Genomic DNA, 15,457 nt, shown 5'->3' with positions numbered 1-15,457 from the left:
ATACTAAATCGCGCGCGAAACGCCAGTTTTCCTGCAAGTTTCGCAGAGATTTCGTGTTTCTTTGCGCGGAATCCGTCGTCTGCGACCTGGGATGACGTCGATTGCGCGCGGCATCGCGCGCCGCGCTAGGGTCGGGTCGTGATCCAACCGCAATCCGGCCTCGCCGAATCGGCGCGCGTGGTCGTCACCCGCCCCGACGATCCGCTGGCCGCGCCGCTGGTCGAGGAACTCTCGCGCGAGTACGACGAGCGCTACGGGCTCAACGACGGCATCCCGTCGTCGGCGGAACTGTCGCGCTATCCGGCCGAGCGGTTCACGGCGGCGGAGGGAGGCACGTTCCTGCTCCTCGTGGACGCGGAAGGCGCGCCTGTCGCGGGCGGAGCCTTCATGCGGGACGACGAGTCGACGGTCGAGGTCAAACGGGTGTGGACCCACTCCGGCTACCGTCGCCAGGGGCTTGCGCGGCGTGTGATGGCCGAGCTGGAGGCCGAGGCCGCCCGTCGCGGAGCGGCCACCATCGTGCTCACCACCGGCGCGCGGCAGCCGGAGGCCGTCGCGCTGTACCTCTCGCTCGGCTACTCGCCCCTCTTCGACCTCGACGACGACTGGGAACGCGTCTCGTATCTCGGCTTCCGCAAAGACCTGTAGCGCCGCACTCGTCACCCCCTCGAGATTCGTGACGAATGCCGTGACTCGTGGCACGAATGTCGTGATTCGTGACGAATCTGCCTGCACGGAGTCGCGGGTGAGGTGGGTGGTGGGTCAGGCGGTGAGGAGGCGGGCGGTCTCGCGGACGAGGGCGGCGGCGGAGCGGCCGTCGACCGGGTCGTCGAACGTCTCGGCCAGGGCCGCGGCCAGCCGTCCGGTTCCGGCACCCGTGGGGCGCACGTCGAGCACAGCGAGCAGGTCGGCCGCGTGCAGCGCCTCGACCGCCACGACCTCCGTCGTCCGCGCGAGCGAGCTCTGCAGGAGGCGCAGGGCGAGCGGCGCGAAGGTCGCGTGGTCCTCGACGCCCGACAGCGTCGAGCTGCCGAGCGTCGCCGGCGCCGCCGACTGCCGCACCTCGGCGACCGCGTCCGCCGCCGCATAGAGGAGGAGGCCGGGGAGCCGGGTGCGGCCCTCCCGGCGCGCCGGGGCGAGCGCGAGCGACAGCGCGGCCGTGCGCCGTTCCGAGGCCTCGGCCACGTGCGCCAGCGCCAGGCGCAGGTTCTCGAGAGCGAGTGCCAGCGGCAGCGCCTCGAAGTTGCCGCCCGAGACGAGCCGGCCGCTCGGAAGGTCGACGACCGGATTCTCCGAGCGGGCGGCGAGTTCGACCTCCAGCTCGGCGCGCAGCCGGGCGGCAGCCTCCCGCAGCGCGCCGTGCAGTTGGGGCGCAGTGCGGAAGGCCAGCGGGTCCTGCACGCTCACCTCGCGGCCGGGCGCGTGGAGGCCGCTGCCGTCGAGCGCCGAACGGATCGCCTGCGCCGACCGCGCCTGCCCCGATCCGCCGCGCGCTTCGGCCACGGCGGCCGAGTACGGACTGAGGTTTCCGGCCGGGCCCGCCGCCCCGACGGCCTCCAGCGACAGCGCGACCACCAGATCGAGTGCCTCCGCCAGCCGGCGCGCCGTCACCGCCGTCAGCGAGCCCACACCCACGCTCAGGGCGTTCGCACTCAGCGCGGCCAGCGCCTCATGCGCAGCCAACTCGATCGGCCGCAGGCCGGCGTCGGCGAGGGCTCGGGCCGCCGGCACCTCCTCCCCGTCGCGGAGCACGACGCCGGTGCCGATGACCACGGCGGCGACCTCCGCGAGCGCTGTGAGGTCGGCCGCGCCGACCGAGCCGCGTGACGGGATCCACGGCGTCACCCGTGCGTTGAGCAGCGCCGCGTATGCCTCGGCGAGCTCCGGACGCACGCCCGCCCCTCCGCGGGTGAACCCGGCGAGGCGCGTCGCCACGACCGCGCGCGCCTCGATCTCGGTCAGCGGCGCCCCGATCCCACCGCGATGGTTCGCGATCGTGCGCCGCTGGAACGCCGCGAAATCGGCCGCTTCCACGGCATCGTCGCGCCCGGCGCCCAGCCGGCGGTTGAGCCCGTAGACCGGCTCGCCCGCTGCGATCGCCCTCTCGACGACGGCACGGGACGCCGCCAGCAGCTCGAGCGCCTCCGCGTCCAGCACCACCGGTGCGCCCTCTGCGATCGCGACGATGTCGGAGACCGCAGCGGGCCGTGCGCCGAATCGGATGTCGCCTGTCGACCCGGTCATGGCGTCAGAAGTCGGCCAGGTTGCGGCGCAGGCCGCCGTCGCCGAGCTCCGCGCGCAGCAGCCCGCGCCTCCGCAACGCCGGCACCAGCGGGTCGAGCGTGCGATGCACATTGGCGGGATGCACCTGGCCGGTGAACAGGAACCCGTCGCCGCCGACGGCCTCCCCCAGTTCGCCCAGGTGGTCGGCCACCTCGTCGGCCGTGCCGATGATCGCCAGCCCGTCCTTCTTGGCGCGCGTCTGCAGGATCTCGCGCAGCGTGGACCCCGCCGGTGCGGACGAGACGAAATTGTCGAGGGTCCCGCGGTTGCTGTTGGTCGTGATCTCCGGAAGCGGGGCATCCAGGTCGAAGGCCTTGAAGTCGACGCCGGTGAGGTAGCTGATCGACTGCAGCTGCTCGTCGATTGCCGCCTGCGTGAGCTCGGCACGGGCCGCGCGCACGCTCGCCGTCTCAGCGGCGTTGGCCGTCAGGATCGGCTGCACCACGAACAGCACCTTCACCGCATCGGCGGACCGGCCGTTCTCGACGGCGACCGCGCGGATGCTGTCCCGGTACTCGCGCATCCGTTCGGGTGTGGAGGCCAGAGCGAGCACGACGTCCGAGTTCTTCCCGGCGAAGTCGCGACCGCGCCCGGACGCCCCCGCCTGCACCATCACCGGCTCGTCGGCCGCCGGAGCGGTGTTCAACGGGCCGCGGACCCGGAAGAAGCGGCCCTCGTGGTCGATCGTGTGCACCTTGCGGTAGTCGGCGTAGACACCGCCCGCGACGTCCTCGACGATCGCGTCGGGCTCCCAGCTGCGCCAGAGCTTGCGGACGACCTCCACCCACTCGTCGGCCCGGTCGTAGCGCAGGTCGTGCTCGACCTGCTTGTCGAGCCCGTAGTTCTGGGCGGCCAGGTCGGAGCCGCTGGTCACCACGTTGAAGCCGAGCCGACCGCCCGCGAAGTGCTGCAGGGTGCTGAGCAGGCGCGCGGCGGTGAAGGGTTCGTAGAAGCTCGCGCTCAGCGTGGGAACGATGCCGAGCCGGCTGGTCGCGCCGAGCAGATACGGTACGAGCGGCAGCGGGTCGTGCTTCGGCACGAACCGCGCGGCGGCCAGGTTCACCTCGGCCGAGCCGCCGTAGGTGTCGGGCACGGCGACCCCGTCTTCGATGATGAAGAGGTCGAAGCCGGCTCCTTCGAAGGCTCGTGCGGCGTCCTGATAGACCGGCGGCTGCCTCCAGTCGTAGCCGATGCCGTACGTCGGGTCGCCCCAGCCCTGGACGCCGAAACCGGCGCCGAGGAACCAGCCGAAGTGAAGAAGTGCCATGGATTCTCTCTGTCGCCGGACGCGGCCGCGTCGCTGAAGGTGTGCGTCGGTGTGGGGTGCACCCGTGGGCGCGTCAGTCGACGCCGACGCCGGCGGCGGTCAGCCAATCGGGGTCGTACGCCTTGGTCAGATAGTTCGTGCCGCCGTCGGGAGCGATCGCCACCACGATCGAGCCGGGTCGGGCCTCGCGGGCCACCCGCAGGGCGGCGGCGACAGCGAGCGCCGACGACGGCCCCAGCAGGAGGGCCTCCTCGGCGGCGAGCCTGCGCAGCGTTCGGTACACGACTCCATCCTCGACCGTGTGGACCTCGTCCACCACCTCCGGGTCGAAGGTGACGGGCCAGAACTCGCGGGGCCACGCGGTGCCGACTCCATCGACGAGGATGCGCCCCGCCGCGTCGCCGCCGTACGTCGACCCCGCCGGGTTGGCGCCGTGCACCTCCACCGCCCCGCCGCTGACCTCCTTGAGGTAGCGGCCCGTGCCGCTCACGGTCCCTCCCGTGCCGATGGACGCGACGAAGTGCGTCACCCGCCCGGCCGTCTGACGCCAGATCTCCGGGCCGGTGCCGCGGTAGTGCGCCTCCGGGTTCGCGGCGTTCGCGAACTGCGCCGGCCGCCACGAGCCCGGCGTCTCCGCGGCGATCCGGTCCGCGACGGCGCGCGGATTGGCCGGGTCGTGCGGCCCGGCCTCCCAGTCGGCCTCCACGAGCCGGGCACCGTAGGCGGCGAGCACCTTGCGCTTCTCGTCCGAGATGTCGGAGGCGTGCACGATGACGACGGGGTGCCCGGTGAGCCGGCCGATGAGCGCCAGGCCGATGCCGGTGTTACCGCTCGTCGCCTCCACGATCGTGCCACCGGGCGCGAGGGCGCCGGTCGATTCGGCTGCGCGGATCATGGTGAGCGCGATGCGATCCTTCGACGAGCCACCCGGGTTGCGGCCCTCGAGCTTGACCAGCACGCGAGCCTCGAGCCCCGCCGGCAGGGAGTGCAGTTCGACCACCGGGGTGTTGCCGATCAGCGCCGCCGCCGAGTCGCACACCTCGCCCAGCGGGAGGTTCCCGGGGGCGGAGGAGGGGATCAGGTCGAGCGCGGTCATGCAGGAACGATAGACGGGTCGGCTGGGCAGTGCACGGGTGTTTCCACGTGTTACAGCCCGGGGAAGAGACCGCGCGCCGGGCCCCTGCCGGACCGTGCGTCCGTTCCGTGAGTCGTGCGTCGCGTTCAGTCCGCGCCGACGGCCACCGGCCGTGCCGCGTCGTTCGACCATGCCGAGAAGGAGCCCGGGTAGAGCGCCGGGATCGGCAGGCCGGCGGCCTCCATGGCCAGGGCGGTGTGAGCGGCGGTGACGCCCGACCCGCAGTACACGCCGACCTTCGCGTTCGCGTCGACCCCGAGCGCGGCGAAGCGTTCGGCGAGCTCCCCCGGCGGCAGCATGCGGCCGTCGGCACCGATGGTGTCGGCCGTGGGTGCGCTCACGGCGCCGGGGATGTGGCCGGCGCGCGGATCGACCGGCTCGACCTCGCCACGGAAACGCTCTCCGGCGCGCGCGTCGAGCAGCACTCCGTGGGCGGCCACCGCCGCGGCGGCATCGGCGTCGAGCACCGGCAGCTGTCCGTATTCGAGGTGGACGTCTCCGGGCGCGACCACCGACTCCCCGGTCTCCAACGCTCCCCCTGCGGCGACCCAGGCGGCCAGGCCGCCGTCGAGGACGCGCACGTTGTCGAAGCCCGCGTGCCGCAGCAGCCACCAGGCCCGGGCGGCGGAGGTTCCGGAGACGTCGTCGTAGACGACCGCCGCGTCACCGTCGCTGAGTCCCCAGCTCCGCGCAGCGGCCTGAAGGTCGGCGATCGGCGGCAGCGGGTGGCGGCCGTCGGTCGGGAGTCCGTGGCCGGCGAGCTCGGTGTCGAGATCGACGTAGACGGCCGACCGGATGTGCCCCTTCGCGAACTCGTCCCGCCCGGGAGGGCCGCCGAGCTTCCAGCGCACGTCGAGCACCCGCAACGACGACCGCCGCCGGCCGGCGCGGCTCCACAGGGTCTCGGACCCGAGAGCGGCGTCCAGCGCGGCGGCGGTGATCAGAGGATTCATCCCCCGATTCTCGCAGACCGTTGCGCCGTGGCCGCCGCGACGGTCACCGCCGTGCGCCACCCGTGCTGCCACCGGTGCCGCCGCCGCCGATGCCGCCGCCGATGCCGACGCCGCCGCCGATCGGTTGCGACGCTCACGCGCGAGGGGCGGCTCCGGTCGGACCGGAGCCGCCCCTCGACGGACGTGACGCCAGGAACTCAGTGCCCGCTGGACGCCTTCGCGTTCGACTCGTACGACGTGTTGGTCGACTCGAAGAAGTTGACCAGCTCGAGCGTGTCGTTGGCGGTCGCCATCCACTTGGCCGGGTTGGAGACCTTGTACTCGGCCTCGAAGCCGAGCTCCTCCAGGCGGCGATCGGCCAGGTACTTGACGTACTGGTTGATGTAGTTGGCGTTGAGGCCCAGGATGCCGCCGGGCAGCAGGTCGCGGTTGTACTGCTCCTCCATCTCCACGGCGTCCAGGATCATCTGGCGGATCTCGTTCGCGAACTCCGGCGTCTGCAGGTCGGGGTTCTCCTCCAGCACGGTGAGGATCAGGTTGATGCCGAACTTGAGGTGCAGCGACTCGTCGCGCACCACCCAGTCGATCAGCGACCCGAAGTTGCGCAGCAGGTTCCGCTGGCGGAACGACAGCGCCACCATGAAGCCCGAGTAGAACCAGATCCCCTCGAGGATGACGTTGTACGCCACCAGGTTGCGGATGAAGTCCTGCTTGCCCTCGGTCGTCGTGATGTCGAGCGCCTGCTCGGTCATCCGCTTGATGAAGCGGACCTCGAACTCCTCCTTGCGCGCCATCGACGGGATGTCGACGTGGGAGTTGTACGCCTGCTCGCGGTCGATCGGGAACGTCTCGAGGACGTACTCGAACGACATGCAGTGGTTGGCCTCCTCCCACATCTGCTTGGCGAGGTAGAGGTGCGCCTCCGCCGCGTTGATGTAGGGGTACACGCCGAACGCCAGCGCCTTGTTCACCAGGAGCTCGTTCGGGTTGAAGTAGCTCATCAGGAAGGTGACCGCGTGACGTTCCTCGTCGGTCATCCGCTTGAAGTCCGCGATGTCCTCACCGAGCTGGATCTCGTTGGGGAACCAGGTGTTCGCGACGGCCTGGTCGTAGAGGTCCATCGCCCACTGGTACTTCACCGGCTTGAGCAGCAGGCCCTCTTCGATTCCCGTTCCCAGGATGCCCATCTGTTCTTCTCTTCTCTCGTGATCTCGTGCTGGCGGGCTACTGGCAGGACTCGCACTGCAGGTCGTCCATCGGGTCGACCGGCACGTAGTACTCCTCGATCTTGGTGCTGTTCACTTGCTCTCACCGCCAGCCGTGGTGTTGGAGGTGAGACCGCCGAAGCCGAACCCGCGGCGAGCGGGAGCGGCCGCCGGGGCGGTCTCGGTGACGGCGGGGGCAGCGGCGGGTGCGCCTGCACCCACGGTGGCGAAGCCCGTGCGGCCTCCCGAGATCTCCTCGGCCTTGTTGACCTTGACGGTCGACTGCTCGGCCTGGTGACGCGGCTTCATGTGCAGGTAGTAGGTGGTCTTGACACCCTTCTCCCACGCCGCGTAGTAGATGTCCATCATGTCGCCGAGATCACGCGTCTCGAGGTACATGTTGCGGCTGATCGCCTGGTCGATCCACTTCTGGGCGCGCGCGGCCACCTCGATGAAGGCGTACGGCGAGAGCTGGAAGCTGGTCTTGAACGTGGCCTTGACCTCGTCCGGGATGGCGGCGATGCCCTGGATGTCGCCCTGCGAGCGCAGGATCGACTCGCGGACGTCCTGCCAGATGCCCCGCTCCTGCAGCGTCTCGACCAGGTTGCGGTTGACCTCGAGGAACTTGCCCGAGGAGGTCGACCGGCTGAAGATCTGCGAGAACTGCGGGTCGAAGCCCGGCGTGGTGCCGGCGACCAGGCCGATGGAGGCCGTGGGGGCGATGGCCATCAGGGTGGCGTTGCGCATGCCGCCCTTGACCTTCTCGCGCAGGCGGTCCCAGTCGAGGCGGATCGTGCGGTCGACCGTGATCGGCACCCCGCGGTCGGCCTCGGTGAGGGCGATCGAGTCGTAGGGCACGAGGCCCTTCGACCAGCGCGATCCCTCGAAGTTCGGGTAGGCGCCGCGCTCCTGCGCCAGGTCGGCGCTCTCGTCGATGGCCGCGTACGAGACGTGCTCCATGATCTCGTCGATCAGGGCGTAGGCCTCTTCGCTCTCGTAGCTGTAGCCGAGGCGCTCGACGATGTCGGTGAAGCCCATGACGCCCAGGCCGATCGCCCGGTTCTGCTTGTTCGAGAAATCGGCCTCGTCGACGCTGGAGACGGTGATGTCGATCAGGTTGTCCAGCTGGCGCACGGCCTGGCGGGCGCTGGCCTCGATGCGCTCCCAGTCCATCTTGCCGTCGATCAGGTGACGCGACAGGTTGATGGAGGCCAGGTTGCAGACCGAGACGTTGTCGCGGTCCTGCGGCAGCGTGATCTCGGTGCAGAGGTTCGAGAGGTGGATCGTGCCCGTGTTGTTGTTGAGGGCGCGGTTGTTGATGGTGTCCTTCCAGGTCAGCCACGGGTGGCTGGTGGTCTGCAGGCTCATCAGGATGTCCTTGAACTGCGCACGCGCGCTGATCTTCTTGAACATCCGCAGGCGACCGGCCTCGGCCTCGTCGACGTAGTGCTGGTAACGGGCGGAGAACTCCTTGCCGTACAGCTCGTTGAGGTCGGCGACCTCCAGCGGGTCGAAGAGGTACCAGTCTTCGTCGTTCTGCACGCGCTTCATGAACTCGTCGCTGATCCACACCGCGGTGTTGGCGGTGCGGGTGCGGCGGTAAGGGTCGCCGGAGTTCTGACGGAGGTCGAGGAACTCGGGGAAGTCGAGGTGCCAGTTCTCCATGTAGAAGCAGAGGGCGCCGAACTTCTTGCCGCCGCGGCTGACCGCACGCAGCACCGAGTCGATCGTGTGCATGAACGGGATCGGGCCGGTGGAGGTGGTGTTGTTCGAGCGGATGGGCGAGCCCTGCGCGCGCAGCTTGGTGACCGAGAGGCCGATGCCCCCGGTGCCCTTCGTGAGCCACATCACGTCGCGGACCGACTTGGCGATGTGCTCGATGTCGTCCTGCATCTCCATCACGAAGCAGTTGGAGAGCTGCGGGTACGCCGTTCCCGCGTTGACGAGCGTGGAGCCCGCCGCGAGGTACTCGAGCTTGGACATCTTGTCGTAGAAGGCGAGAGCGTGCGAGGTCGGGTCGGCCTCGTTGAGCGAGAGGCCCATCGCGATGCGCATCCAGAAGTACTGCGGAACCTCGAGCGAGTCGCCGTTGCGCGCCTTGATGCCGTAGCGGTTGTTCAACGTGACCACGCCGATGTACTTGAGGAGCTCGTCGCGCGACGGGTCGAGGGCCGCGGCGAGGCGGTCGAGGTCGAAGAGCGAGGTGAACCGCGAGTCGAGCAGGGTCTCGGCGACGCCGCGCTCGATGTAGCCGCGGAAGTGCGAGCGGTGGAGGTCGACGAGCGCGTCGGCGCCTTCGTAGTCGCCGAGCACGCGCTTGTAGATGGTCTTGAGGAGGAGGCGTGCGGCGACGGTGTCGAACGCCGGGTCGTCCTTGACGTTCTGCAGGGCGACCTGGATGACCGCCTCGTCGAGCTGCTGGGTCGTGATGCCGTCGAACAGGGTCAACTCCAGCTCGCTCGCGATCTGCGTCACCCAGGTGATGTTCTCATCCAGGCCGGCAGCCGCGTTCTCGATGGCCAGGTTGATCTTGTTGGCGTCGTACGGCTCCCGCTCGCCGTTCCGCTTCACAACAGTGATAGCCACTATCTCTCCCTCGATCTCTCGATCTCAATGTGCCGCTCGGCGAGCGGCGAAGTCGGTCGCGACGGCCTCCGGCCTCCCCGAGAACGAGCCGGACCCCCTGTCGCGTGAACCACTATATAGCCGGGTACCGACATTTCCATGCCCCCATATCTAGTGGGCGTGTCATCCACAGGTGTGAAGAAGTTATGCACATTTCCACACCCCCTCGAACGGGTTTCACGCCCCTTCCGCGGCCCGTTCCGACCGATAGAGTGGGAAGACTGTGAGCAGCTACTCGAGCCTTCTGAAGACGCCCGGCGTCGCGCGGATCATCGCCGCCCAGCTGACCGCCCGGTTCCCCTTCGGGATGCTCTCGCTGGCCTTCCTGCTGCACATCGAACGCATCCACCACTCCTACGGGGCGGCCGGCCTCGTGCTCGGTGCGATGAGCATCGGCCAGGCGATCGCGGGGCCCATGACGAGTCGGCTGATGGGCGTGCTCGGCATGCGCACCGTGCTGTGGACGACGCTCGCGCTGTGCTCCGTCGCCGTCGCGGCGATCGGCGTCTTCGTCATGCCCATCCCGGTCACGATGGCGGTCGCGTTCTTCGCGGGCCTCAGCATGCCGCCGATCCAGCCGGCGGTGCGCACGATCTACCCCAAGATGGTGAACTCGCGTCAGCTCACCCCGCTCTTCTCGCTCGACGCTTCGGCGCAAGAGATCATCTGGATCGCCGGGCCGGTGGCGATCACGTTCGTCTCGACCCAGATCGGCACCGTCGAGGGCATCCTGATGTCGGTCGCGATCATGCTCCTCGGCGGCTTCTGGTTCATCTCCTCGCCCGAGGTCGGGCGCGTGCGCATCCCGCGCAGCAAGCGCCGGTTCGGGATGGTGCTGGCGCGGCCTCCCGTGCTCCTGGCCACCGTCGTCGGGTTCCTGCTGATCGGGTCCTGCGCCGCGGTCGAGGCGGGCGTCGTCGCCAACTTCGGCGAGGGGTCCCCGTTCGCCGGCATCGTGCTCGCCATCTGGTCGCTCGGGTCGCTCGTCGGCGGCCTGGCGTTCGGCCACGTGCCGATCGGGCCGTGGGCGACTGCGCGCCGCATGCTGATCGTCTTCGTCGGCGTGGTGATCTCGACGTTCATGCTCTGGTCGTGGTGGGGACTGTCCTTGTCGCTCATCATCGCGGGGCTCGGAATCGCCCCGGCACTGGCGGTGCTGTTCGCGATCGTCTCGGCGAGCGTCAAATTCTCCGACACGGCGGAGGCGTACGGCTGGGTCGGCACCGGGCAGCTGATCGGCGCGGCACTCGGCTCCGCGCTGGCCGGCTTCCTGATCGACGCCAACGGCCCGGTCGGCGCGTTCTGGGCGGCCGGCGCCTTCGCGCTCGTCGGGTTCCTGGTGCCGGCGCTGGCGGTGCGCGTCCACCCCGACCTCCGCGGTCGCGACGCCTCCCCCATCCCCGACACCGAGCCCGTCCCGGTCCAGCCCTCCTGACCTCCGAGACGTGAGTAATCGCGGGAATCATCCACAGCATTCCCGCGATTAGTCACGTCTCGATCCCTGCCTGTGGAGAGTGCCTGCACAGGCGGCGCGGGTCGGGCAGGGTGGCGGGATGGGAAGACGAGCCACTGCACTACCGATCGAATTGACGTCGGGTCCGTTCCGGACCCGCGACGCAGAAGAGCGCCGGGTCACCGCCGGCCGGCTGCGTGCGAAGGACCTCGTCACCCCGATCCGAGGCGTCCGGCTCTCCGGTCACGCAGACGACCTCGACGCGCGCTGCCGCGCCTTCCTCCTCCACCGCGACGAACGACTCGCCTTCAGCCATACGACGGCTGCTGAGCTGCTCGGGGCGCCGCTCCCACTGGCTGCGCGTGACCACAACCGACTCCATGTCAGCGTCCCGCGAGGCGAACGCGCGGTACAGGCCGCGTCCGTCATCGGGCACACACTGGCCGCGTGGTCCACCACGACCGTTCGCGGTCTCCCCGTGACGACACCCGAACAGACCTGGCTCGATCTCGCCGGGGTGCTCGGACGCGACGCCCTCATTTCCGCCGGCGACTGGCTGGTGAGCTATCGGCACCCGCTGACCACGCTCGAGCGACTCGTCGTCGCTGTGCGATCCTCCGCCGGCCGTCGAGGAATCGCGAACGCCCGCGCTGCGCTGCCGCTCATCCGAACGCGGTCGGAGTCGCCCGCCGAGACCCGGCTCCGTTTGCTCATCCGCGATGCCGGGCTCTGCGAACCGGAGCTGAATTACCTGATCCACGAGCGCGACGGGGCGTTTCTCGCACGTGTCGATATGGCCTTTCCCGACCAGCGCGTCGTGCTCGAATACGAGGGAGACGGCCATCGCGTCGACCGCGACGTGTGGTTCCGCGACATCCGGCGGCGGGAAGACCTCGAGGATCTCGGTTGGCGTGTCGTCCGCGTCACCGCGGCAGACCTCCACGCCCCCGCCCCTCTCATCGCCCGTCTCTCTCGGCTCTTGACGACGAGACGTGAGTAATCGTGGAAATCGGCGGGCCGATTTCCACGATTACTCACGTCTCGGCTACCAGCGGGGGTGGGTGGTGGCGCGGAAGTAGCGGTCGTAGAGGGCGCGGACGGCTTCGGAGAAGCCGTCCGTGACCACGACGCCGCTGGCGGCCGCGTTCGCCCGGGCCTGCTCAGGCGAACGCGCGCCGGGGATGACGGTGGTCACGCCGCTCTGAGCGATGACCCAGGCGAGGGCCGCCTGTGCCGGCGTCGCGCCCTGCGGCGCGAGTGCGGCGAACTCCCGAGCCGCGCGCACACCGTCCTCGTAGTCGACGCCCGAGAAGGTCTCGCCGACGTCGAACGCCTCGCCGTGGCGGTTGTAGCTGCGATGGTCGTCGGGCGAGAAGGTCGTCGACTCCGAGTAGCGGCCGCTCAGCAGACCGGAGGCCAGCGGAACCCGCGCGATGATGCCCACCCCGGCCTCCCGCGCCGCCGGAAGCACCTCGTCGAGCGGCTTCAGCCGGAAGGCGTTCAGGATGATCTGCACGGATGCGGTGCCCGGCCGCGCGATGGCCTCCAGCGCCTCCGCACAGGTCTCGACGCTCACGCCGTAGTTCGCGATCGCACCCTCGTCGACCAGGGTGTCGAGCGCGTCGTAGACGGCCGCGTTCGAGAAGACCGGGGTGGGAGGGCAGTGCAGCTGCACGAGGTCCAGCCTGTCGACGCCGAGATTGCGGCGCGAGCGGTCGGTCCACTCCCGGAACTTCGCCAGCGTGAAGTTCGCCGGATCCTGCGCTTCGCGACGGCCCATCTTGGTCGCCACGGTCAACGGCAGCTCCGGATGCGCCGCACGGTAGCGGCCGATCAGCTGCTCGCTGCGGCCGTCGCCGTAGACGTCTGCCGTGTCGAAGAAGGTGACGCCCGACTCGGTCGCGGCGTCCAGGACAGCCATCGCGTCGGCCTCCGAGACATCGCCCCAGTCGGCGCCGAGCTGCCAGGTTCCGAGACCGATGACCGAGACGTCGCGCCCGGTGCGTCCGAGAGTTCGTTGCTGCATGGCCCCAGCCTAGGCCGCCGCTTCCGTGACCTCCTGGTCGCGGAAGTGGCCGGCGAGCATCCCGACGACACCGACGGCCGCCCAGCCCAGCAGCACCAGCCACGGGAACAGCGCGTCCGCCGACGGGAAGTAGGACAGGTCGCGCAGCAGCGAGACCGACGCGCCCGGCACGAACCACTGGCCGATCGCCCCCCACGGCCCGACCAGGAACTGCAGCGGTTGGGCGACCGCCGACAGCGGGTTTCCGACCAGCACGGTCAGCACCGCGCCGACGGCGATGCCCACCCGGCCGAAGAGCGCGTTCATGCCGACGACGAACGCCGCCGTCGCGAACATCGCCAGTCCGACGGCGAGCGTGTTCAGCCAGAAGTCGCCCTGCAGGATGCCGAACCACCCCTGCAGGATGCCGGCGACCGCAAGGCCGCCCGCGACGGCGTAGAGCGCGACGGCGGCCAGCCGACGCCAGCTGCCCGCGACCAGGAGCGAGATGAGCACGCCGCCGATCATCCCGCCGAGGACCAGCGGGAACGACGACGCGGCCAGCCCGAGCCCGCGCGCGTCGGTCGAGGCGAGCGGGACGATGTCGGTCACCTTCACCGTGATGGTGGGCGGCGTGGTGCCCGCCGGCGCCGTGCCCGCGGCGATCGCCTGCTGGACCGCGGCGGCCGCCTGCGCGTTCGCCTGCTTCTGCACTGTGGTCGCCACCTGGTTCAGGATCTGCGTCACCGCGGCGCCGTTGGCGGACGCGGTCAGCACCTCGGGGTGGTCGCCGAGCACGATCGCGCCGTAGACGTCGCGCTTCCGGATGGCGTCCACTGCGGCGTTCCTGCTGTCGTAGGTTGCGAGCGCGAATGCTCCGTCGCCCGCGGTGGACAGCTGCTTTTCGACCGCGGTCACCTGGGCGGACGGCCCGGCGACGCCGATCGGCAGGTCTTTGACCGTTGACGTGACGGTCGGCCAGAGGAAGGCCAGGAGGATGACGACGACCACGGCCGCCGCCCCGACGGCGAGCGCGAGCGCGCGTGCCCACGGGGTGTGGACCACGGTAGGTGCGGAGGGATTCCCGGGGCCGCTGGGGTGCGTACCGCGGTGCGATGACGCCGTGTCTGTCTCGGTTGCCGGACGCTCCGCGTCCCGCTCGATGCTGGTGCTCATGGTGGACTCCCAATAAAAACGAATGCTCGTTTTTTATAATCGACAGCAGCGACAGTATTGTCAAGAACGAACATTCCTTTTCCGCCGTTTCCACGAGGAGGCCGCATGCCCAAGGTCACCGAGGAGTACCGCAGTGCGCGGCGCCACGAGATCGCCCAGGCCGCGCTCCGCTGCTTCGCCCGCAACGGCTTCGCCGCGACGTCGATGGCCGACATCATCGCCGAGTCCGGCCTGTCGGCGGGGGCGATCTACGGGCACTACGCCGGCAAGGACGAGCTGATCGAGCTCACCGCGTCGGAGATCCTCGACGCGCGATTCCTGGAGGTCGCCGAGGCACGCACCACGCAGCCGCTCGCCTCCCCCGGCGAGATCGTGCGCCTGCTCGTGACCGGTCTGACCTCGCACATCATCGACGTGCAGCTGCTCGTGCAGGTCTGGGGCCAGGTGCCGATCAATCCGGGGCTGAAGCGCATGTCGACGGCGATCGGCGACCGGATCCGCACGATGTTCACGGACTATCTCACCGATTGGCACGCGCAGACGATGTCCCGCGAAGAGGCACGGCGCCGCGCGGAACGCGAGTCGTCCGTCTACATGAGCCTCGTGCAGGGCTATGTCATCCAGACGGTCCTGTTCGACGGGTTCGACGGGCCGACGTATCTCGACGTCGTGGAGGGCGTGACGCTCACGCCGACGGCCACCACGCCGGAGTGAGCCGCTCGAGCAGCGCGAGGAGCGCCTCCACGTCGCGCGGTCGCGGACGGGTGAGCCACACGTCGATCGCGCCGATGATCCCGTCGGCCAGGTAGCGCTCGATCGCGCGCCGCTCCACTTCGTCCGCAGCCGGTACCCAGACGCTGTGCTGGTCGAGCAGCAGCTCGATGGAGCCCTGGAAGTGCTCGCTCAGCATCGCGTTCAGCCCCGACTCCGCTCCTTCGGCCCCCAGCCCGCGCCGGTAGATCGCAGCGTGCTCATCGACATGCCGGAGCACCGCGCGCGTGACCCCGGCGATGGCGGCGCCGGCGTCGTCGGGAGCCACGTCGACGAGGTACGCGGCACGGAGGGCGTCGAGTTCGGTCCGGAGCACGCGCTGGAGTAGCGCGGCCGGAGAGGGGGCGTACTCGTAGACGGTCGACCGGTGCACGCCCGCGGTGGCGGCCAGGCGCGAGACGGTGACGTCGCCGATCGGCTGCCCCGCGGCGAGTTCGAGCACGGCGTCCGTGAGCCGGGCGAGCGTCTTCTCCTGCCGGGCATCCAGCCGCGGCGGTTCGGCCGGCGCGGCCGTGTTCGCCCCGAGCGCACCCACCCGACTCCGTTCGGCATCGCCCGTGTTCACGAATCGATCGTACAATGGA

General features: G+C 69.9%; 13 protein-coding genes. 4 read left to right on the top strand and 9 right to left on the bottom strand.

Annotation, left to right across the window (positions count from 1 at the left end; genetic code table 11):
* The first annotated feature begins 138 nt into the window (after nt 1-138).
* Entirely contained in the window at nt 139-648 is a 510-nt protein-coding gene (locus Q0Q23_RS05435; protein WP_295120575.1) for a GNAT family N-acetyltransferase, read from the top strand.
* Between the two features lie 114 nt (nt 649-762).
* Here Q0Q23_RS05435 and Q0Q23_RS05430 read toward each other — a convergent pair whose 3' ends face one another.
* From Q0Q23_RS05430 to Q0Q23_RS05405, 6 genes are all read right to left on the bottom strand, one after another.
* Nucleotides 763-2,244 carry an aromatic amino acid ammonia-lyase gene (locus tag Q0Q23_RS05430; RefSeq protein ID WP_295120572.1) on the bottom strand — a complete coding sequence of 494 codons (1,482 nt, stop codon included), beginning with the start codon at nt 2,242-2,244 and terminating at the stop codon, nt 763-765.
* Nucleotides 2,245-2,248: 4 nt separating this feature from the next.
* A complete protein-coding gene (locus tag Q0Q23_RS05425; RefSeq protein ID WP_295120569.1) occupies nt 2,249-3,550 on the bottom strand; it encodes an NtaA/DmoA family FMN-dependent monooxygenase in 1,302 nt (433 codons plus the stop codon).
* A gap of 73 nt (nt 3,551-3,623) precedes the next feature.
* A complete protein-coding gene (locus tag Q0Q23_RS05420; protein ID WP_295120565.1) occupies nt 3,624-4,646 on the bottom strand; it encodes a PLP-dependent cysteine synthase family protein in 1,023 nt (340 codons plus the stop codon).
* Between the two features lie 125 nt (nt 4,647-4,771).
* A complete protein-coding gene (locus Q0Q23_RS05415; protein WP_295120562.1) occupies nt 4,772-5,638 on the bottom strand; it encodes a sulfurtransferase in 867 nt (288 codons plus the stop codon).
* 197 nt (nt 5,639-5,835) lie between these two features.
* Nucleotides 5,836-6,825, bottom strand: a complete 990-nt coding sequence (locus Q0Q23_RS05410; RefSeq protein ID WP_179605301.1) for a ribonucleotide-diphosphate reductase subunit beta — start codon at nt 6,823-6,825, stop codon at nt 5,836-5,838.
* A 111-nt stretch (nt 6,826-6,936) separates the two neighbouring features.
* Nucleotides 6,937-9,429: a ribonucleoside-diphosphate reductase subunit alpha gene (locus tag Q0Q23_RS05405; RefSeq protein ID WP_295120555.1), complete on the bottom strand. Its 2,493-nt coding sequence runs from the start codon at nt 9,427-9,429 to the stop codon at nt 6,937-6,939.
* 262 nt (nt 9,430-9,691) lie between these two features.
* Between Q0Q23_RS05405 and Q0Q23_RS05400 the strand changes: the two genes are divergently transcribed.
* Entirely contained in the window at nt 9,692-10,903 is a 1,212-nt protein-coding gene (locus Q0Q23_RS05400) for an MFS transporter (RefSeq protein WP_295120552.1), read from the top strand.
* 118 nt (nt 10,904-11,021) lie between these two features.
* Nucleotides 11,022-11,921, top strand: a complete 900-nt coding sequence (locus Q0Q23_RS05395; protein WP_295120549.1) for a hypothetical protein — start codon at nt 11,022-11,024, stop codon at nt 11,919-11,921.
* A gap of 45 nt (nt 11,922-11,966) precedes the next feature.
* Here the strand turns inward: Q0Q23_RS05395 and Q0Q23_RS05390 are convergent, their stop codons facing one another.
* On the bottom strand, nt 11,967-12,947 hold the full coding sequence (locus Q0Q23_RS05390; RefSeq protein ID WP_295120546.1) for an aldo/keto reductase: 981 nt from the start codon (nt 12,945-12,947) through the stop codon (nt 11,967-11,969).
* Between the two features lie 9 nt (nt 12,948-12,956).
* Nucleotides 12,957-14,102 (bottom strand): ABC transporter permease, encoded by a 1,146-nt coding sequence (locus Q0Q23_RS05385; protein WP_295120543.1) that lies wholly within the window; start codon nt 14,100-14,102, stop codon nt 12,957-12,959.
* Nucleotides 14,103-14,207: 105 nt separating this feature from the next.
* Here Q0Q23_RS05385 and Q0Q23_RS05380 point away from each other — a divergent pair, with 105 nt between their 5' ends.
* Nucleotides 14,208-14,816: a TetR/AcrR family transcriptional regulator gene (locus Q0Q23_RS05380; RefSeq protein WP_295120539.1), complete on the top strand. Its 609-nt coding sequence runs from the start codon at nt 14,208-14,210 to the stop codon at nt 14,814-14,816.
* On the opposite strand, the gene Q0Q23_RS05375 is transcribed toward Q0Q23_RS05380, so the two are convergent.
* A complete protein-coding gene (locus Q0Q23_RS05375; protein ID WP_295120536.1) occupies nt 14,788-15,438 on the bottom strand; it encodes a TetR/AcrR family transcriptional regulator in 651 nt (216 codons plus the stop codon). The genes Q0Q23_RS05380 and Q0Q23_RS05375 overlap by 29 nt on opposite strands.
* Between the last annotated feature and the right edge of the window lie 19 nt (nt 15,439-15,457).

Origin of the sequence: uncultured Leifsonia sp., from assembly GCF_945957465.1 — a bacterium.
Lineage (GTDB): Bacteria > Actinomycetota > Actinomycetes > Actinomycetales > Microbacteriaceae > Leifsonia.
The sequence above is the reverse complement of the archived record's forward strand: the minus strand, read 5'-3'. Positions and strand labels throughout refer to the sequence as shown.